The sequence below is a fragment of the Jannaschia aquimarina genome (assembly GCF_000877395.1).
Lineage (GTDB): Bacteria > Pseudomonadota > Alphaproteobacteria > Rhodobacterales > Rhodobacteraceae > Jannaschia > Jannaschia aquimarina.
On sequence record NZ_JYFE01000016.1, the window covers coordinates 93623 to 110740 of the forward strand.

General features: G+C 67.8%; 17 protein-coding genes. 9 read left to right on the forward strand and 8 right to left on the reverse strand.

The features are described from left to right. Nucleotides 1-22: 22 nt before the first annotated feature. Entirely contained in the window at nt 23-1324 is a 1302-nt protein-coding gene (locus tag jaqu_RS03010) for a pseudouridine synthase (protein ID WP_043917450.1), read from the reverse strand. 72 nt (nt 1325-1396) lie between these two features. Here jaqu_RS03010 and jaqu_RS03015 point away from each other — a divergent pair, with 72 nt between their 5' ends. Beyond that, the gene (locus tag jaqu_RS03015; protein WP_043917451.1) at nt 1397-1840 is read left to right on the forward strand and encodes a nucleoside deaminase; all 444 of its coding nucleotides are present in this window, start codon (nt 1397-1399) and stop codon (nt 1838-1840) included. A 4-nt stretch (nt 1841-1844) separates the two neighbouring features. Here jaqu_RS03015 and jaqu_RS22205 read toward each other — a convergent pair whose 3' ends face one another. From jaqu_RS22205 to jaqu_RS03030, 4 genes are all read right to left on the reverse strand, one after another. Continuing rightward, nucleotides 1845-1976: a hypothetical protein gene (locus jaqu_RS22205; RefSeq protein ID WP_269078976.1), complete on the reverse strand. Its 132-nt coding sequence runs from the start codon at nt 1974-1976 to the stop codon at nt 1845-1847. Between the two features lie 188 nt (nt 1977-2164). Further along, the gene (locus tag jaqu_RS03020; RefSeq protein WP_043917452.1) at nt 2165-3145 is read right to left on the reverse strand and encodes a P1 family peptidase; all 981 of its coding nucleotides are present in this window, start codon (nt 3143-3145) and stop codon (nt 2165-2167) included. Continuing rightward, nucleotides 3142-3459: a hypothetical protein gene (locus tag jaqu_RS03025; RefSeq protein ID WP_043917453.1), complete on the reverse strand. Its 318-nt coding sequence runs from the start codon at nt 3457-3459 to the stop codon at nt 3142-3144. The genes jaqu_RS03020 and jaqu_RS03025 overlap by 4 nt, the downstream gene beginning before the upstream one ends. A 9-nt stretch (nt 3460-3468) precedes the next feature. Further along, a complete protein-coding gene (locus jaqu_RS03030) occupies nt 3469-4149 on the reverse strand; it encodes an HAD-IA family hydrolase (protein WP_089268334.1) in 681 nt (226 codons plus the stop codon). An 84-nt stretch (nt 4150-4233) separates the two neighbouring features. On the opposite strand from jaqu_RS03030, the gene glmU reads away from it, so the two are divergent. The 7 genes from glmU to jaqu_RS03065 all read left to right on the forward strand — a co-directional run bounded on the left by glmU (nt 4234) and on the right by jaqu_RS03065 (nt 13474). After that, on the forward strand, nt 4234-5583 hold the full coding sequence (glmU, locus tag jaqu_RS03035; protein ID WP_043917455.1) for a bifunctional UDP-N-acetylglucosamine diphosphorylase/glucosamine-1-phosphate N-acetyltransferase GlmU: 1350 nt from the start codon (nt 4234-4236) through the stop codon (nt 5581-5583). After that, on the forward strand, nt 5583-7388 hold the full coding sequence (gene glmS, locus jaqu_RS03040) for a glutamine--fructose-6-phosphate transaminase (isomerizing) (protein WP_043917456.1): 1806 nt from the start codon (nt 5583-5585) through the stop codon (nt 7386-7388). Before glmU ends, glmS begins: the two co-directional genes overlap by 1 nt. 152 nt (nt 7389-7540) lie before the next feature. Continuing rightward, complete coding sequence (locus jaqu_RS03045) at nt 7541-8041, forward strand: Flp family type IVb pilin (RefSeq protein WP_043917457.1); 501 nt, start codon at nt 7541-7543, stop codon at nt 8039-8041. 150 nt (nt 8042-8191) lie between these two features. Further along, nucleotides 8192-9427: an aspartate kinase gene (locus jaqu_RS03050; protein WP_043917458.1), complete on the forward strand. Its 1236-nt coding sequence runs from the start codon at nt 8192-8194 to the stop codon at nt 9425-9427. 123 nt (nt 9428-9550) lie between these two features. After that, nucleotides 9551-9772 carry a hypothetical protein gene (locus jaqu_RS03055; protein ID WP_141134303.1) on the forward strand — a complete coding sequence of 74 codons (222 nt, stop codon included), beginning with the start codon at nt 9551-9553 and terminating at the stop codon, nt 9770-9772. Between the two features lie 261 nt (nt 9773-10033). Beyond that, nucleotides 10034-12265: a phosphoenolpyruvate--protein phosphotransferase gene (ptsP, locus tag jaqu_RS03060; RefSeq protein ID WP_043917460.1), complete on the forward strand. Its 2232-nt coding sequence runs from the start codon at nt 10034-10036 to the stop codon at nt 12263-12265. Nucleotides 12266-12340: 75 nt separating this feature from the next. Continuing rightward, nucleotides 12341-13474 (forward strand): carboxylate-amine ligase, encoded by a 1134-nt coding sequence (locus jaqu_RS03065; protein ID WP_043917461.1) that lies wholly within the window; start codon nt 12341-12343, stop codon nt 13472-13474. Nucleotides 13475-13494: 20 nt separating this feature from the next. Here jaqu_RS03065 and jaqu_RS03070 read toward each other — a convergent pair whose 3' ends face one another. The 3 genes from jaqu_RS03070 to nudC all read right to left on the reverse strand — a co-directional run bounded on the left by jaqu_RS03070 (nt 13495) and on the right by nudC (nt 16286). After that, complete coding sequence (locus jaqu_RS03070; protein ID WP_043917462.1) at nt 13495-14697, reverse strand: SMP-30/gluconolactonase/LRE family protein; 1203 nt, start codon at nt 14695-14697, stop codon at nt 13495-13497. Nucleotides 14698-14815: 118 nt separating this feature from the next. Next, entirely contained in the window at nt 14816-15274 is a 459-nt protein-coding gene (locus jaqu_RS20425) for an SRPBCC family protein (RefSeq protein ID WP_052500743.1), read from the reverse strand. A 76-nt stretch (nt 15275-15350) separates the two neighbouring features. Then, nucleotides 15351-16286: an NAD(+) diphosphatase gene (gene nudC / locus jaqu_RS03080; RefSeq protein WP_043917463.1), complete on the reverse strand. Its 936-nt coding sequence runs from the start codon at nt 16284-16286 to the stop codon at nt 15351-15353. Nucleotides 16287-16371: 85 nt separating this feature from the next. On the opposite strand from nudC, the gene jaqu_RS03085 reads away from it, so the two are divergent. Next, entirely contained in the window at nt 16372-17079 is a 708-nt protein-coding gene (locus jaqu_RS03085; RefSeq protein ID WP_089268333.1) for a tryptophan-rich sensory protein, read from the forward strand. Nucleotides 17080-17118: the final 39 nt, after the last annotated feature.

Consider the following 17118-nt stretch of genomic DNA (forward strand, 5'->3'; position numbering starts at 1 on the left):
ACCGCCTGCACCGGTCACATGCCTAGCGGCCGCGCTTTGGCCCTTTTTGTGGACCTCCCTTGCCGCCGGATGGCCCCCCTCGCGGCATCGTCCGCTTTGGGCCGCCCCGTTTGCCGCCTTTCCGGAGGCTGGCCGACGGATCGCCGCGCAAGGCTGCCTGCCTTTCGTCCCCCTTGGGTTTCGCCGGACGGGATCCGTCGCCATCGTTCCGGGTCACCGGCGGCTTCGCGGTGCGCGGTCCGCCCTTGGCGCCGGCATGTCCCCTTGCGCGGTCCGCGCGCGGACCGGACGGCTTGTCGCCGCGCGGCCGCTCCGGTCCGCCCCGACCCTGATCGACCAGCCGGTCGCCGGCCGGGCGCGGGCGCCGTTTGCCGCCGTCCCGCCCCGCATCCGCATCCTCGCGGCGGGGCTTGCCCGGCCTCTTGCCGAACGAGGCGTCGTCCCGTGCGGGGCGCTCGCGCTGCCCGTCGCGACCGCGAGATCCCTTGCCGTCCGGCTTGCCGCCGCCGCGACGCCCGCCATCCTTCCGGTCGCCGCTCATCGCCTTCGGCCCGTCGCGCCGGCCTTCGGGCAGTTCCCCCTGCCACAGGCCACCGAGTTGGTCCCTCAGGACGCGCGGCTTGATCTCATCGGTCTCGCCGGGTTTCAGATGGCCCAACTGGAACGGGCCGTAGCTCACGCGGATCAGGCGTGAGACGATCAGGCCGACCGCCTCCATGGCACGGCGCACCTCGCGGTTGCGCCCCTCGCGCAGCCCGACCGTCAGCCAGGCATTCGCACCCTGAACCCGGTCGAGCGCGGCCTGCATCGGCGCGAAGGCCTCTCCGTCGATCTCGATCCCGTCGCGCAGGCGTTGAAGCGCGGCCTCGTCCGGCGTCCCGTTGACGCGGACCCGGTAGCGTCTCAGCCATCCGGTCTCGGGCAATTCCAGCCTGCGCTTGAGCTCGCCGTCATTGGTCAGCAGCAGCAGCCCTTCGGAAGTCAGGTCCAGACGACCCACCGACAAAACGCGGCCGAGCTTGTCGCGCAGCGCGTCGAAGACCGTCTCGCGCCCTTTCTCGTCGCGCTCCGTCGTCACCAGGCCGACCGGCTTGTGATAGAGCCAGAGCCGCGTCGGTTCGGGATCGGGCAGGACGTCACCGTCGATCTCGATCCGATCCGAGTCGATCACGTTCAGGGCGGGATCGTCGATCTTCGTCCCGTTCACCGCGACGCGGCCGGCGCGGATCATCTCCTCCGCGTCTCTGCGGGAGGCAACGCCTGCGCGGGCGATCCGTTTTGCGATCCGTTGCGCGTCTGCGCCGCGATGGGGGGGCTTGGTCATCCTCTTGCCCTAGCGTGCCGCAAGGCGGACGGAAAGGTTGCATACGCGCCGCCCACGCGTCATCGCAGCCCCATGTTCCGGTCGTTCATGCAGGATGCGCTCGATCAAGCACGGGAGGCCGCGGAGGCCGGAGAGGTGCCGGTGGGCGCCGTGATCTCGCGTAGAGGCCAGATCGTCGCCCGCGCACGAAACCGGATGGTGGAACTGGGCGACCCGACTGCCCATGCCGAAATGCTGGCGATCCGCACGGCCTGCGACGAATTGGGCAGCCCGAGACTGACTGGCTGCGCGCTATGGGTGACGCTGGAGCCTTGCGCGATGTGCGCGGGGGCCATTGCCGCCGCACGGATCGACCGACTGCACTTCGCGGCGTCCGACCCGAAATCCGGAGGGGTCGTGCATGGCGCCAGAGTGCTCTCGCAGCCCCAGGCGCACCATATCTGCGAGATACACGAAGGCGCCCGCGCCGATGACGCGAGCGCCCTCTTGCGCGCCTTCTTCGCGGCGCGACGCTAGCGGGTCACAGGCCGCGGTCGCTCTTCGTGGTGGTCAGCAGAACCGGGGTCTCGTCGGCGGGCGGCTCCGACGCCGTTGCGGTTATGGGAACTGCCAGCAGAGCGGCCAGCAGGACGGGAGCGATGCGGAAAGCCATGGCTCATCTCCTTGCTATCTGCGGCGCGGGCGGATGTGTCCGCGTCTTCTCGATGAGACTGAAATGCGCTCGAATGGCTTTCGGTTCAATGAACGTTGCCGCGAAAATGCCGTGATTGAGGTGCGTTGGTGCACAGAGGGCGGCCGACGGCGCACGATGCTCCCGACCGCGTGATCGGTGCGCTGCGGCTAGGAGCCGAACTGCTCGGACCAAGCCGGCAGGTGGCCCCCCGGTCCGGCGGCATAGACCCCTCTGGCGACCGCCCGTGCCAGGCAGCAGGCGGCGGCGTGGCCGAGCCGCAGCGCGTCCCACGGATCCTTGACGTCGCGGCCTGTCCCGGTCGCCGCCGCGAAGACCAGATCCCCGTCGAGCGGTGTGTGAGACGGCACAAGCGCTCGTGCCAGCCCGTCATGGGCGGCGACCGCCATCCGCGTCGCCTGTGACTGCGTCAGCTTCGCATCGGTCGCGACGATGGCGATCGTGGTGGCCGCACCTTGCGGGCGTTTGCCATACGGCTCCCACGCCGGGTCCGGCATCGGCGGTCCGAGGCCGCCGAACTCGTCGTCCAGTTCCCACGGCGCGGCATGGAAACGGCCGAGATCGTCGCAGGCGCCGCCAAGCGCGTTCACCGCGACCAGCGCGCCGACACATGTCCCGTCGTCCAGCACGCAAGAGGCAGAGCCCAGCCCGCCACGAAGGTCCATCGTCCCCGCCCCGTATCCGGCCCCCGCGCTGCCGAGATCGAAATCGGTGTCGGCTGCCCCGAGCGCCGCACGGCCGAGCGCAGGATAGGGGGCGGTGTCCCAGTCCTTGTCGCCCCCGTTCAGCAGGTCGAACAGGATCGCGCCGGGTACGATGGGGACGCGCATTTCACCGACGGCAAAGCCCCTTCCGGCGGCGCGCAGGCCCGCCATGACGCCATCCGCCGCACCGAGCCCGAAGGCGGACCCGCCTGACAGGACCAGCGCGTCCACCTCCTGCACCAGCTTGTCAGGGGCCAGCAGGTCCGTCTCGCGGGTGCCGGGCGCGCCGCCCATCACATGCACGCCGGCGACGAAGGGCGCATCGCCGGTCAGGACGGTCACGCCGGAGCGCACGGCCGTATCCTCCGCGTTGCCCACCCGCAGCCCGGCGATGTCGGTGATCAGATTGCGCGGCCCGGCCTTCATGCCCGGATCATCCGCCCGACGAAGGAGCCGATCCGCCGCAGGCGCATGTCCGATGCGAAGGCTCCGGTGACCAGCGTGCCGGGAAGGATCAGCACGATCATGTCCTCGCCCGCCGCTTCTTTGATACGTGCGGCGGTCGCCGCGTCGAAATATCCGCGCAGCCGCGCGTCCTGCCCCGGCGCGATGACTTCGACATGATCCAGATCCGGCGACAGGTTCTGCGCTCCGGCGGCGTCCAGAAGGTGCGCGAAGGCGAGCTGCTGCGAGGCGAAGCCGCCCGCCAATACATCGATCTTCGCTTCGAGCTTCGCCATCCGCCGAGTCTAGCGGGAGGTTTGCGCCAACGGCAACACGGCGGACAATGCGGTCTCGATTTCGTGGAAACCGTCCAACTCTGCGTCCCCCTCGAGATGCGCGACCGGAGACAGAAAGCCGACCAGGAGGACTGGGACGCCCGCGGCGCGCGCGGTATCGCGATCGGTCGTGGTGTCGCCGACCAGAACGTATCGCATCGGGTCGCCCCCGGCGCGGGCGACCGCTTCCCGCAAGGGGGCAGGGTCAGGCTTGCGCACGGGCAGGGTGTCGGCCCCGACGAGGCTGTCGAATTCCTGCCGCGCGCCCAATTCGGTCATCAAGGCGTGGGCCATCCGCTCCGGCTTGTTGGTGCAGATCCCGGTGGCCCAGCCCGCTTCGCGCAGACGAAGGTTCGCTTCGCGCGCGCCGGGAAAGAAGGTGGTGTGCACGCAGACCGCGCTCTCATAGGCGTCTAGAAGGGGCTGGTAGCCGGCATCGACCTCGTCATCGTCCACCGCGCCCAGCCGCGACAGCCCCAGTCGCAGCATGGCCTTGCCGCCCCTGAGCGCCGTCGCCCGGTCTTCGGGTCGGTCGTGGTCCAGCGCGATGTCGCGCCCGAGTTCGCGAAAGGCGGCATTGGCCGCCGCGATCAGGTCGGCGGATGTATCGCAGAGCGTTCCGTCCAGGTCGAAGATCACGCAAGGTTTCAAGATCGTCCTCCTCGGCCAAGGGGCGGGTTGCGCCGGTATGGGGGGCAGCTAGAACGCGCGGCAGGCAGAGGAAAGGGCAAGCGCATGGGCACCGCACTGATCGTGCTGGCGGCGGGACAGGGCAGCCGCATGGCGTCGGACCGTCCGAAGGTGCTGCACGAGGTGGCGCATCTGCCGCTCTTGGGCCACGCGCTGGCGGCTGGCGCCGCTTTGTCGCCCGAACGGACCATCGTCGTCGTCGGCCATGGCGCAGAGACGGTGAAGGCGGCGCTGTCCGGGCTCGACGCCAGGGCGGATGTGGCCCGCCAAGAGAGCCAGGACGGCACTGCGCATGCCGTCGCGCAGGCCCGGCCGCTGTTGGAAGGGTTCGAGGGCGACGTGATCGTCCTCTACGGAGATACGCCCTTCATCCGACCCGAGACGTTGCAGGCGATGGTCGAGGCCCGCCGCGACGGAGCCGACCTCGTGGTGCTGGGCTTCGAGGCGGCCGATCCGGGCCGGTACGGCCGTCTGGTCGCCGAAGGCGACCAGCTGGAGCGCATCGTGGAATTCAAGGACGCCACCGAGGAGGAGCGGGCGATCCGTCTGTGCAATTCCGGCGTGATGGCCGCCGATGCGGGCACGTTGTTCACGCTGATCGAGCAGGTGGGCAACGACAATGCGGCGGGCGAGTACTACCTCACCGATATCGTCGGTCTGGCGCGAGCCGGGCGCATGTCGGCCCGCGTCGTCGTCTGCGACGAGGCCGAGACCATGGGCGTCAACACCCGCGCCGACCTCGCCGCCGCCGAGGCCGCCTTTCAGACCCGCGCGCGGGCGGCGGCGATGGAGAACGGGGCGACGCTGGCGGATCCGGAAAACGTGCATTTTGCACATGACACCCATCTGGGGCGTGACGTGGTCGTCGAGCCGCATGTCGTCTTCGGGCCCGGCGTCACCGTCGAAAGCGGCGCGACCATCCGCGCGTTCAGTCATCTGGAGGGCTGCCATGTCGCCGAAGGCTGCGTGATCGGACCCTATGCCCGCCTCCGCCCCGGCGCCGAGCTGGACCGGGACGTCAAGATCGGGAACTTCGTCGAGGTGAAGTCCGCTCAGGTCGATGCGGGCGCCAAGATCAACCACCTGACCTATGTCGGCGACGCGCATGTCGGGGCGCGAGCCAATATCGGGGCGGGCAGTGTGACGTGCAATTACGACGGCGTCTTCAAGCACCGGACCGAGATCGGCGCGGATGCGTTCATCGGGTCTTCAACCATGCTGGTCGCACCGGTCCGGGTGGGCGAGGGCGCGATGACGGGCTCGGGGAGCGTCGTGACGGAGGACGTCCCGGACGGAGCGCTGGCCCTTGCGCGTGCCAAGCAGGTGAACAAGGACGGCCTCGCGGCGCGGCTCATGGCCAAGCTGCGCGCCGCCAAGAAGCGGAGCGCCAACTGATGTGCGGGATCATCGGCATTCTGGGCGACCACCAGGCGGCACCCATCATGGTGGATGCGCTCAAACGCCTCGAGTATCGCGGTTATGACAGCGCAGGCATCGCAACGGTCAATGACGGGGCGCTGGAGCGGCGCCGCGCGGTCGGCAAGCTGGTGAACCTCGCCGACCTGCTGGTCGAGGATCCGCTCGCCGGGAAGGCGGGCATCGGCCATACACGCTGGGCCACGCATGGCGGGGTCACGGAGGCGAACGCCCATCCCCATCGCGCGGGCCGTGTCGCCATCGTGCACAACGGCATCATCGAGAATTTCCGTGAGTTGCGCGATGAGTTGGACGGTCCGTGGGAGAGCGAGACCGACACCGAGACCGTCGTCCGTCTGTGTGAGACCTTCCTCGCCGCCGGAAAGACCCCGCAAGAGGCCGCCTTTGCGACGATCGACCGGCTCCGCGGCGCCTATGCGCTGTGTTTCCTGTTCGAAGGAGAGCCGGACCTTCTGGTCTGTGCCCGCCACGGGCCGCCCCTGGCCATCGGCCGGGGGGAGGGCGAGATGTATGTCGGGTCGGACGCGATCGCGCTGGCCGGGCTGACCAACCGCATCACCTATCTGGAAGATGGCGACCGGGCGGTCGTGACGCGCGCGGGGGCGCGGATCTGGGACGCCGACGGCCATCAGACCAATCGTGAGGAGCGGGCGGTCTATATCGATCTGGCTCGTGCGGAGAAAGGCGGCCATCGCCACTTCATGGCGAAAGAGATCCACGAGCAGCCGCAGACCCTGAAGGATGTGCTGGAGCTCTATATCGAAGGCGACCGCATCGTGCCGCCCGCCGAGGTCGATTTCGCCGCGCTGTCGCGCCTGACGATCGTCGCCTGCGGCACGGCGCATATCGCGGGCACCGTCGCCAAGTACTGGTTCGAGCGGATTGCCCGTCTGCCGGTCGAATGCGATATCGCCAGCGAGTACCGCTACCGCGATCCGGTGATCGATCCGGCCGGGGCGGTCATGCTCATCTCCCAGTCGGGAGAGACGGCGGACACGCTGGCCGCGATGCGCCATGCGGCGGGTGAGGCTGCCTCGATCCTCTCCGTGGTCAACGTGCCGACCTCGTCCATCGCACGGGAAAGCGACGTTGCCTTTCCCATCGCGGCGGGCGTCGAAGTGGGCGTCGCATCGACAAAGGCGTTCATGAACCAGCTCGCCGTGCTGCTGTGCCTGGCGATCCTCGCCGGACGTCAGCGGGGAACCCTCGATGCCGAGCGAGAGGCGGAACTGGTGAGCGAACTGCGCCGGTTGCCGGGCCTCGTCAGTCAGGCGCTGGCCATCGAAAGCCGGTGCGCCGACCTCGCGTCATGGCTGGCAGAGGCCTCCGACATCCTGTTCCTGGGCCGCGGGCCGATGTTCCCGCTGGCCCATGAGGGCGCGCTGAAGCTCAAGGAAATCTCCTACATCCATGCCGAAGCCTACGCCTCGGGCGAGTTGAAGCACGGCCCGATCGCGCTGGTCGACCGCAGCTTGCCGGTCGTGGTCTTCGCCCCATCCGATGCGCTGTTCGACAAGACCGTGAGCAACGTCCAGGAGGTGATGGCACGCGAGGGGCAGGTCCTGCTCGTCACCGATGCGGAGGGCGCCGCGGCGGGCGGGCAGGGCTGCCGCGACATCCTGACGATGCCCGACTGCGATCCGATGGTGACGCCGCTGCTCTATGCGGTGCCCGCGCAATTGCTGGCCTACCACACGGCCGTCCATAAGGGTACGGATGTGGATCAGCCCCGCAATCTGGCGAAATCCGTCACGGTCGAGTGATCCGCGTCAGACGAACGGCGGAGATGTGACGGATTTGCGAAGCATCCTTCCGAGCCGCTGGGGAATCACCCGATCCGTGTCAAGATCCAGCCAAATTCATCGGCGATTAACCGCTTGGGGCCACCCTCGCGGGTAGCAGGAGATGGATGAGTATGAAGTACACCGTGCAAACCTTCATTCGCAGCGAACGCGGCGCGATCACCGTTGACTGGTCGATCATGACGGCACTCGTCACCGGGACGGCGATCGTGGCGGCTGGAGTGATGTTTGGCGGGATCGACAGATTCACGACGAACCTTGCTGCGGATGCTCAGACCAATGCGTCCGCGAAGGGGGATATCATGGAAATCCGGCATGCCACCTTGAATGAGGACGGAACCCCGGTGGAGTTCGGCTTTCTCGGTCGTTCGCCGACGACCACGAAGACGGTCGCGAAGGTATCGTGCGGAGAGTTCACGTCGAATTGCGGCAAGTCGTCCGAGACGGTGAGTGAGCATTACTTCATGACCGATGGCACGACCTATACGAAGTCGACGACCTCCTATGCCGGTGGCTCGAGCGAGACGACCTGGTACGATGGAAACGGCCGGGTGACGACGAACGTCCCCGACCTCCCGTCGGATCTCCCGACCGTGTCGGCCGCGGACGTCTGAACCGGCGGGCTTTCGCCCGGCGCTTTCCCGGCCCGCAGCGCAGATCACACCCAACAATCCGGTTTGCGGGCGCCCCCAAGGGTGGGCGTTCCCGCATCTTGCGCCTCGCCGGACGCTCCCATAACAGGCCCCCGACCGCACGGAGGGGCCATGTCGCGCCTTGTCATGAAGTTCGGCGGCACGTCCGTCGCCAATCTCGAACGCATCAGGCGCGTGGCCAAACGTGTCGGCGTCGAGGTCGCGAATGGCCATGAGGTCATCGTCGTGGTCTCAGCGATGTCCGGAAAGACCAATGAGCTGGTCGGCTGGGTGCGCGAGACGTCTCCGCTTTACGACGCGCGCGAATACGATGCTGTCGTCTCCTCGGGCGAGAACGTTACCGCGGGCTTGCTGGCCCTGGTCCTGCAAGAGAACGGGATCGATGCGCGATCCTGGCAGGGATGGCAGGTTCCCGTGAAGACGACCTCCGCTCACGGGTCGGCCCGCATCGAAGAGATCCCGTCCGCCAATCTGGACGCGAAGTTTTCCGAAGGCATGAAGGTGGCCGTCGTCGCCGGCTTTCAGGGCATCAGCCCTGAGGGCCGTATCACCACGCTGGGCCGGGGCGGCAGCGATACGACTGCCGTGGCGTTCGCCGCCGCCTTCGACGCGGTCCGATGCGACATCTATACCGATGTCGACGGCGTCTACACGACCGATCCGCGCGTCGCCTCCAAGGCCCGAAAGCTCGACAAGATCGCCTTCGAGGAAATGCTGGAACTCGCCTCTCTGGGCGCGAAAGTGCTTCAGACGCGGTCGGTCGAACTTGCCATGCGCTACAATGTCCGGCTGCGCGTCCTGTCCTCGTTCGAGGAGATGAGCGACAATGCCGGCACCCTGGTCTGTCCAGAGGAGGACATCATGGAATCGAACGTCGTCTCCGGTGTCGCCTTCAGCCGCGACGAGGCACAGATGACCTTGGTCAGCGTCGCCGATCGTCCCGGCGTCTCGGCCGCGATCTTCGGTCCCTTGGCCGAAGCGGGCATCGTCGTCGACATGATCGTCCAGAACATCGCCGAGGACGGGCGCACGGACATGACCTTCAGCCTGCCCGTCGATCAGGTCGACCGGGCCCGCACGGCGATGGAGGGGGCCAAGGCCGCTGGCGCGATCAACTTCCACGATCTGATCGCCGACACGGAGGTGGCGAAGGTCAGCGTGGTGGGGATCGGAATGCGCTCCCATGCGGGGGTCGCGGCGCAGATGTTCGCGGCGCTGCGGGATTACGGGGTCAACATCAAGGTGATCACCACGTCGGAGATCAAGATCAGCGTTCTGATCGACAGGAAGTTCATGGAACTCGCGGTCCAGGCGCTCCACGACGTTTTCGAGCTCGAAAAGGTCTGAGGCAGGGCAGGCTGGCCAACCGGCAGGTCGCCTCCGCCCCGAGCGGTGGACATTTTCCCTGTGTTATCGCCTAGCAGACGTGCGTTTTGGCTTTGCGCGGGGCGATTTCCCATGTCGGTCCGCATGACACATTTCGACAACACGCGCCCCGCCGCCGCATTCCTGCCCCACTTCGGTAACGATTTGTCCACCATTCCGTCGCATGACGGCGAAATGAAGCGCAGCAGGTTTCCCCTTTTCTGGATCGCCGCCGCCGTCGCCCTCGGCTTGTCGATCCCGGCCGTTCTGGATACCGGCCGGCCGATGGTCGCCGATCTTCCGGCGAAACAGGCCATCAGCCGGTAGCGCCGCCGGGCCGGCCCGCGGATCCTCATGGCAGGCCCGTCGGCTGGTCGCCCCGACCCACGTCGCCGTTCAAGAGCCGCCTGCGATGCCGCTGTCCATAAAGGGCCCCGCCGGAGAGTGACGTATCACGCGGCCTGACCGGAGGGCGCGCCGACCACGGTCCCACGGGCCACGCCGCTTCTTTTTCCCCATGCGGAAACGCGCCGTTTCCCCCGGCGTCCCGCTCCCCTATAGCGGTCGGAGAGTTGGGGAACGCCGCATATGCCCATGGGATCGGAAACCGAGAGCCGCAAGCTGCTGCGGCGCCTGCAGGCTGTCATGGCCGAGGACGCTCAGGGGCAGGAGCGTCTCGACAAGATCACCGAGCTCGTGGCCGACTCGATGGGCACGGATGTGTGCTCGATCTATCTGCACCGCGACGAGCAGACGCTCGAACTCTGCGCAACCCGTGGCCTCAACCCCGAAGCCGTGCATGTCACCCGGATGCGGGTCGGCGAGGGCCTCGTGGGCCGGGTCGCGCGCAGGCGGGCCCCGATCAACACGGCCGACGCCCCCTCGACCCGAGGCTTCCGCTACATGCCGGAAACCGGAGAAGAGGTGTTCTCCTCGTTTCTGGGCGTCCCCGTCCTGCGTCTCGGCGAACGTCTGGGCGTCCTGGTCGTCCAGTCGAAGGAGGCGCGCGAATATTCCGAAGACGAGGTCTACGCACTCGAAGTCGTCGCGATGGTGTTGGCCGAGATGACGGAACTGGGCGCCTTTGTCGGCGAAGGAGAAGCCCTGCGCCCCCGGCACGCCCAACAGATCCTCATGCGGGGCGTGACGGGACAGGAGGGTGCGGCCGAAGGCGTCGTGCATCTGCACGATCCCCGAGTGGTCGTGTCCAATCCGGTCGCCGACGACCCCGAAGTGGAAGTGCGGCGCCTGCGCGATGCCGTGGACAAGTTGCGGATCTCGGTGGACCAGATGCTGAGCGCGGCAGGCGACCGGGAGCAGGCCGAGGTGATCGAGGCCTTCCGCATGTTCGCCTATTCCCGATCCTGGCTCAGGCGGATGGAGGAAGACATCGCCGCGGGCCTTTCCGCCGAAGCGGCCGTCGAGAAGGAACAGACCACCGCACGCCTGCGGATGGGACAGGCCGGAGACGCCTATCTGCGCGACCGTCTCGCGGATCTGGATGACCTCTCGAACCGCCTGCTACGGGAATTGACGGGGCAGGGGAACACAGTTCCCGTCCCTGATAATGCCGTGCTGGTCGCCCGCAATCTGGGCCCGGGTGAATTGCTGGAATACGGTCGTCAGAGGTTGCGCGGCGTGGTGCTGGAAGAAGGGTCCGTCGGCAGCCATGCGGCCATCGTAGCCCGCGCCTGGGCGATCCCACTCGTGATTCAGGCCCGCGGCGTCACGGCCGAGGCTCTGTCGGGCGACCCGATCCTCGTCGACGGGGATCAGGGGCTGGTCCATCTGCGGCCCGATGACATGGTTCGCAGTGCCTTCCGCGAAAAGCTGGCCATGGCCGCGGACGCTCAGAAGCGCTATGCTGCGATCCGCGATCGGCCCTGCGTCACTCGCGACGGGCACCGGATCGAGCTTCTGATGAATGCGGGTTTGATGGCCGACCTGCCCAGTCTGCCCTCCTCGGGCGCGGAAGGGGTGGGGCTGTTCCGGACCGAACTGCAATTCCTCGTGCGCAACCAGATGCCCCGGCGCGGGGACCTCGCCAAGCTCTACAGCCGGGTGATGGATGCCGCACAGGGCAAGGACGTGACATTCCGGACGCTCGATATCGGGTCCGACAAGGTGCTGCCCTACATGAAGCCGGCCGACGAGCCGAACCCGGCGCTTGGCTGGCGGGCGATCCGCGTCGGTCTCGACAAGCGCGGCATCATGCGGATGCAGCTTCAGGCACTGCTTCGCGCGGCCAATGGACGGCCCTTGCGGGTGATGTTTCCCTTCATCGCGCAGACGGAGGAATTCATCGAGGCCCGCGCCCATCTGACGCGCGAGATCCACCGAGAAAAGAGCCTGGGACATCCGCTGCCCGAGCGGATCTGCGTCGGCGCGATGATCGAGACGCCGTCCATCGCCTTCGCCCCCCGCCGGTTCTATGAAGAGGCGGATTTCGTCTCGATCGGCGGAAACGACCTCAAGCAGTTCTTCTTCGCGGCCGACCGGGAGAACGAGCGGGTACGCCGCCGCTACGATACGCTGAACGTCAGCTTCCTGTCGCTGATCGAGCAGATCGTCGCCCGCTGCGCCGAAACCGGAACTCCCGTCAGCTTCTGCGGCGAGGATGCCGGCCGTCCGGTCGAGGCGCTCTGCTTCGCCGCGATGGGTCTGCGGCGCCTGTCCATGCGGCCCGCTTCGATCGGGCCGGTCAAGCATTTGCTCCTGCGATCGAACCTGTCTGAAGTGCACAAGGTCATCGCCGAGGCGCGGGAGACGGGCGAGCAATCGGTGCGCGGCCCGGTGATGGAGTATCTGCGCTCGCGCTGATCTCGGGCTTGCGCATCGCCGGTCCGAAGGGAACGATGGGCCGACGGCTGGATGTGCGGCCGAGGAGGTACCCCCATGGCGAACACGGCCCCGTCCTTCACGCTTGGCATTGAGGAGGAATACCTTCTCGTCGACCGCGAGACGCTGAATCTCGTCCCCGCGCCGGATGGCCTGATGGAGGAATGCCGCGAGAAGCTGGGCGACAAGGTGAGCCCCGAATTCCTCCAGTGCCAGATCGAGGTCGGCACCGGCGTCTGCCGCACCATCGCCGAAGCACGGGATGATCTGGCCGGGCTGCGCCGCACCATCGCCGAGAGCGCCGAGAGCCACGGCATCGTTCCCCTCGCGGTTTCGACCCACCCCTTCGCGGACTGGCACAAGCAGCATTTCACCGACAAAGAGCGCTATCGCTCGCTGGAGGAGGACCTGGCCGGTGTCGCCCGCCGGATGCTGATCTGCGGAATGCACGTCCATGTCGGTATCGAGGACGAGGACCTGCGCATCGACCTGCTCAATCAGGCGTCCTATTTCCTGCCTCATCTGCTGGCGCTTTCCACGTCCTCTCCGTTCTGGGAGGGGATGGAGACCGGTCTGCAATCCTATCGCCTGACGGTTTTCGACAACCTCCCCCGCACGGGGTTGCCGCCGCTTCTGTCGAGCCATGGCGAATACATGCGTTCGATTGACACCCTGATCGGCTGCGGGGTGATCGAGGACGCGACGAAGGTCTGGTGGGACCTGCGCCCCTCGGCGCGCTTCCCGACGCTGGAGGCGCGCATCTGCGACGTGGCTCCGCGCCTGGACGATACGATCGCGCTGGCCGCGATGATCCAGAGCCTGTTCCGGATGCTCTGGACCCTGCGGCAGGAAAACAAGCGCTGGCGCCAATATGACCGCTTTTTGGTCGAGGAGAACCGCTGGCGGGCGCAGCGCTACGGCGTCACCGGCGAGCTGATCGATTTCGGCATCGGCGAGATGGTCCCGTTTCCGAAGCTTCTGGCTGAGTTCATCGAGCTTCTGCGCCCCCATGCCGAGGCGCTGGGCTGTCTGGCCGAAGTGGAGCATGCCGCCACGATCCCGGAGCGGGGGACGAGCGCCATGCGGCAGGTCGCGACGCTGGAACGCGCGATCGAGGGGGGCGCCGACCGGGACGAGGCGCTCCGCGAGGTCGTCCGCGAACTGGCCGCCGAATTCGGCGAGGGGCTGTAGGGCCCCCCACCATTGTGGCGTCAGGCCGGCGCGGCGCCCTGGGTCCCGGTATAGACCGAGTAGAGCGACTGGGACGCCGCCATGAACAGCCGGTTCCGCTTGGGGCCGCCGAAGCAGACGTTGCCGCAGATTTCCGGCAGGCGGATGCGGCCCAACAGCGTTCCGTCCGGTGCCCAGACCGTCACGCCCGAATATCCGACATTCCGTCCGGCATTCGACGACGCCCAGAGGTTGCCCTGCACGTCGCATCGCAGTCCGTCCGGCCCGCATTTCACGCCGTCGACCACGCAATCGGTGAAGACCCGACCGTTCGAGAGCGTGTTGTCGTCGCCCACGTCGAAGGCGAAGATGTTGCCTTCTCCGCCCGGGCCCTGATCGCCCGGCCCCCGTCCCGTCGAGGCGACGTAGAGCGTGCGGTAATCCGGCGAGAAGCACAGCCCGTTCGGGTCCGGCGCATCCGCCTCCGAGGCGACGCGCGTGACCGTGCCTTCGGGACCCACGCGATAGGTCGCGGTTTCCATCTCGCGCACGAAGTCGCCGATCCCGGGCGGCTGCCCCAGCGTCGGGTCGAACAGGCCATCCGGATTCGATGGCCCGCCCGCGGCATCGGGGGCCCCCTCGTAGAGCTGTCCGCCATAGGGCGGATCGGTGAACCAGTAGCTGCCGTCCGGATGGGCGACCACGTCGTTGGGGGAATTGAACCGCTGCCCCTCGAAGTCGGATGCGATCACGGTGGCCGACCCGTCCAGCTCGTAGCGGACCACACGCCTGTTGAGGTGCTCGCAGCTCAGCTGCCGGCCCTGGAAGTCGAATGTGTTGCCGTTGGAGTTGCCGGATGGGGCGCGGAAGGTGCTGACATGCCCGTCCTCGTCGAGCCAGCGCAATTGCCGGTTGTTCGGAATGTCCGACCAGACGAGGAATTTACCGACGCTGTTCCAGGCGGGCCCCTCGGCCCAGAGCGCGCCGGTCCAAAGTCGCTGGATCGGCGCGTTGGGCTGCATCAGGCCCCAGAACCGGTCATCCGCGGCGACCATATCGGGGTCCCAGAAATAGACGTTGGGCGGCGCGTCCGCATCGAACCGTCGGCGCGGCTCTGAAACCGTCGACCGCGGCTCCACTGCGGTGGATTGGGCCATGGCCGGCAGCGCGGCCAGCGCCGCTCCTCCGGCCCCCAACGCGCCAAGGGCTCGCCGCCGGCTGAGGCGGTTCGTTCGATCTTCCATGATGTCCTCCCTCCGGGCCCGAAGGCGCGGGCCCCGTTCCGAGGCTACGCCTCGCTAGCCGTACCTCGGTCCGGGAGGTTGATCGCGGGGCAATCCAAGGCGGAAAACCGCCGAGCCGTCAGGCCTTCCGGTCGCCTTCCAGGCGGGCCGCAAAGGCCGCGACGCGGGCCTTGTAGCGCTTCGCCATCTGTCCGCGCGCGAGCTTGGCCGACTGCAGCAGCAGCCGCGCGGTCAGGGATTTGGCCTTCGCCTCGGTGACGACCGAGAGCCGGGTCATGTGGGGCCCCTTCTCTTCGAGCATCACGTCGAAGGTCACCTCCATCCCGTCCGTGCGCGTCTCGAAGGTGAGGCGTCCGGGTTCGTCCATCCGAACCAGCCGCGCGGTCACGTCGCGATCCTTGTCGCGGATGGAGGCGCGGGCATCCCATGTCGTTCCGACCGCGGCAGGGCCAGGCGGGCGCCGATCCAGCCGCTTCGTCTTCGCCGCGATCATCCCTTCCCAGCGATCGATGTCCGCGACATGCGGCCAGACCTCTTCGCGGGGGGCGCGGATATCTTCGGTGGCGACGAACTTCATTCCCGGTCTCCGGCCTGCGGGCTCAGATGGTGCGGGGCGCCTAGCCGCTGATTGCGGCGTGCATGGGGCGCCCGGATCAGATCAACCGCCCCGCGAGCCATTCGTCCAGCAGGAAACGGGCGATGGCGCCGGGGCGGGCGGGCGTCAATTCCGGATGCTCTCCTGCCATCACCCGCAGCAACTCCTCTCGGCTGACCCAGCGGGCGTCGGCGATCTCTTCGGGATCGATGGCGATCTCTCCGGGTTCGGCATGCCCGTGGGCGCCCAGCATCAGCGAGTAGGGGAAGGCCCAGGGCTGGCTCGCCACGTATTCGACCCGGCCGACCCGGATGCCGGTCTCTTCCCAGGTCTCGCGGCGGACGGCCGCCTCCATCGTCTCTCCGGGTTCCATGAAGCCGGCAAGGCACGAATAGAACCCCTCGGGCCAATGAGGGGACCGGCCCAGAAGACAGTCGTTGCCGCGCGTCACGAGCATGATGACGACGGGATCGGTGCGGGGGAAGTGCTGCCGCCCGCAACCGGGGCAGGCCCGCATCCAGCCCGCCTTTCCCGGTTCGGTCTTCGTGCCGCAGAACGGGCAATGCCCGTGGGTGCGGTGCCATTCGACCACCCCCTTGGCGCTGGCCGCGATCTCTGCATCCAGCGCGTCGAGCCGGGTCATCGTGGCGCGCAATTCGTGGAAGGCGCCCGGCCGGTCCGGCAGGCGCTGGACCGTCGGATCGAGGAAGGCGCCGAGACCATCCGTATCCCCGCGCACGGCCATGGCGCTGACGTCGCGGGCAAAGACGGCATGACCGTCGACCTTGCCGATCAGGATCGGATGGCCGTGGTCGGGATAGGCGTGCCCGTCCAGCAGGACCAGCGCGTCGCCCTCCTCGTTCATGAGCGGCTTGCCGCGCCAGAGCGGCAGCGTGCGTGCGGGCAGCTTGGCCAATTGATCGGGATGGCGGCGGTAATCCTCGGCCCGATCCAGCCCGCCGCCGCCAAAGGTCACCCGCTGATCGTCATGCATGCCCGTCTCCCTCCGGGCTTCCCTGCCTTCCGGCGCGCGCCCATGCAAGGCTCGCCAGCGGCGCGAGCCGGGCTACTTGCGCGCAATGAGCCCGATGACCCTCCGCGCCGCCTTCGTCCTGATCCTCTCGCTGGCCTTCGCGGCCTCGCCACTCTTCGTGCCGGATTTCGGGGGCTACGACCCGATGCAGTTCCCGGTTCCACTGGAGAACCCGCCCGTTCAGCCGGCGGGATACGCCTTCGCGATCTGGGGCCTGATCTATCTGTGGCTCATCGCGAGCGCCGCCTTCGGCCTGTGGAAGCGGGGTCACGACGTGGCTTGGGACGCGCCGCGTATCCCCCTCGGCCTGTCGCTGGCTGTGGGGGCGATCTGGCTGCCTGTCGCGGTGGTCTCACCCATCTGGGCCACGGTGCTCATCTGGGCGATGCTCATTCCGGCGCTCTGGGCGCTGGCGCGCACGCCGCAGCAAGACCTGTGGCTCCTGCGGGCGCCGATCGGGCTCTATGCCGGTTGGCTGACGGCGGCCTCTTCGGTCTCGATCGGGTTGGTCGCAAGCGGCTGGGACATTCCGCCCTTCGGCCCGTCCGGCTGGGCGGTGGCGGCAGTGCTGCTCGCCCTGATGCTCGCGTCGATCATGCTGCGTGTCCGCGCCTCGCTGCTCTATGGCCTGGCTCTGGTCTGGGCGCTGGTCGCGGTCACGGTACGCAACGGGTTCGATTTCGTGGGAATCCTGGCCCTCGTGGGGGCCGTTCTGATCCTGGGCCTCACGCTCCGCAGGTTGCGCCCGGCCTGACCCTCATCCTGCTCGAAATATCCCGGGGAGCGCGAGGGG

What these genes read in the sequence shown, in the direction of transcription:
- jaqu_RS03010 (WP_043917450.1), bottom strand. Translation starts at nt 1,324, where the DNA reads ATGACCAAGCCCCCCCATCGCGGCGCAGACGCGCAACGGATCGCAAAA.
- jaqu_RS03015 (WP_043917451.1), top strand. Translation starts at nt 1,397, where the DNA reads ATGTTCCGGTCGTTCATGCAGGATGCGCTCGATCAAGCACGGGAGGCC.
- jaqu_RS22205 (WP_269078976.1), bottom strand. Translation starts at nt 1,976, where the DNA reads ATGGCTTTCCGCATCGCTCCCGTCCTGCTGGCCGCTCTGCTGGCAGTT.
- jaqu_RS03020 (WP_043917452.1), bottom strand. Translation starts at nt 3,145, where the DNA reads ATGAAGGCCGGGCCGCGCAATCTGATCACCGACATCGCCGGGCTGCGG.
- jaqu_RS03025 (WP_043917453.1), bottom strand. Translation starts at nt 3,459, where the DNA reads ATGGCGAAGCTCGAAGCGAAGATCGATGTATTGGCGGGCGGCTTCGCC.
- glmU (WP_043917455.1), top strand. Translation starts at nt 4,234, where the DNA reads ATGGGCACCGCACTGATCGTGCTGGCGGCGGGACAGGGCAGCCGCATG.
- glmS (WP_043917456.1), top strand. Translation starts at nt 5,583, where the DNA reads ATGTGCGGGATCATCGGCATTCTGGGCGACCACCAGGCGGCACCCATC.
- jaqu_RS03045 (WP_043917457.1), top strand. Translation starts at nt 7,541, where the DNA reads ATGAAGTACACCGTGCAAACCTTCATTCGCAGCGAACGCGGCGCGATC.
- jaqu_RS03050 (WP_043917458.1), top strand. Translation starts at nt 8,192, where the DNA reads ATGTCGCGCCTTGTCATGAAGTTCGGCGGCACGTCCGTCGCCAATCTC.
- jaqu_RS03055 (WP_141134303.1), top strand. Translation starts at nt 9,551, where the DNA reads ATGACACATTTCGACAACACGCGCCCCGCCGCCGCATTCCTGCCCCAC.
- ptsP (WP_043917460.1), top strand. Translation starts at nt 10,034, where the DNA reads ATGCCCATGGGATCGGAAACCGAGAGCCGCAAGCTGCTGCGGCGCCTG.
- jaqu_RS03065 (WP_043917461.1), top strand. Translation starts at nt 12,341, where the DNA reads ATGGCGAACACGGCCCCGTCCTTCACGCTTGGCATTGAGGAGGAATAC.
- jaqu_RS03070 (WP_043917462.1), bottom strand. Translation starts at nt 14,697, where the DNA reads ATGGAAGATCGAACGAACCGCCTCAGCCGGCGGCGAGCCCTTGGCGCG.
- jaqu_RS20425 (WP_052500743.1), bottom strand. Translation starts at nt 15,274, where the DNA reads ATGAAGTTCGTCGCCACCGAAGATATCCGCGCCCCCCGCGAAGAGGTC.
- nudC (WP_043917463.1), bottom strand. Translation starts at nt 16,286, where the DNA reads ATGCATGACGATCAGCGGGTGACCTTTGGCGGCGGCGGGCTGGATCGG.
- jaqu_RS03085 (WP_089268333.1), top strand. Translation starts at nt 16,372, where the DNA reads ATGAGCCCGATGACCCTCCGCGCCGCCTTCGTCCTGATCCTCTCGCTG.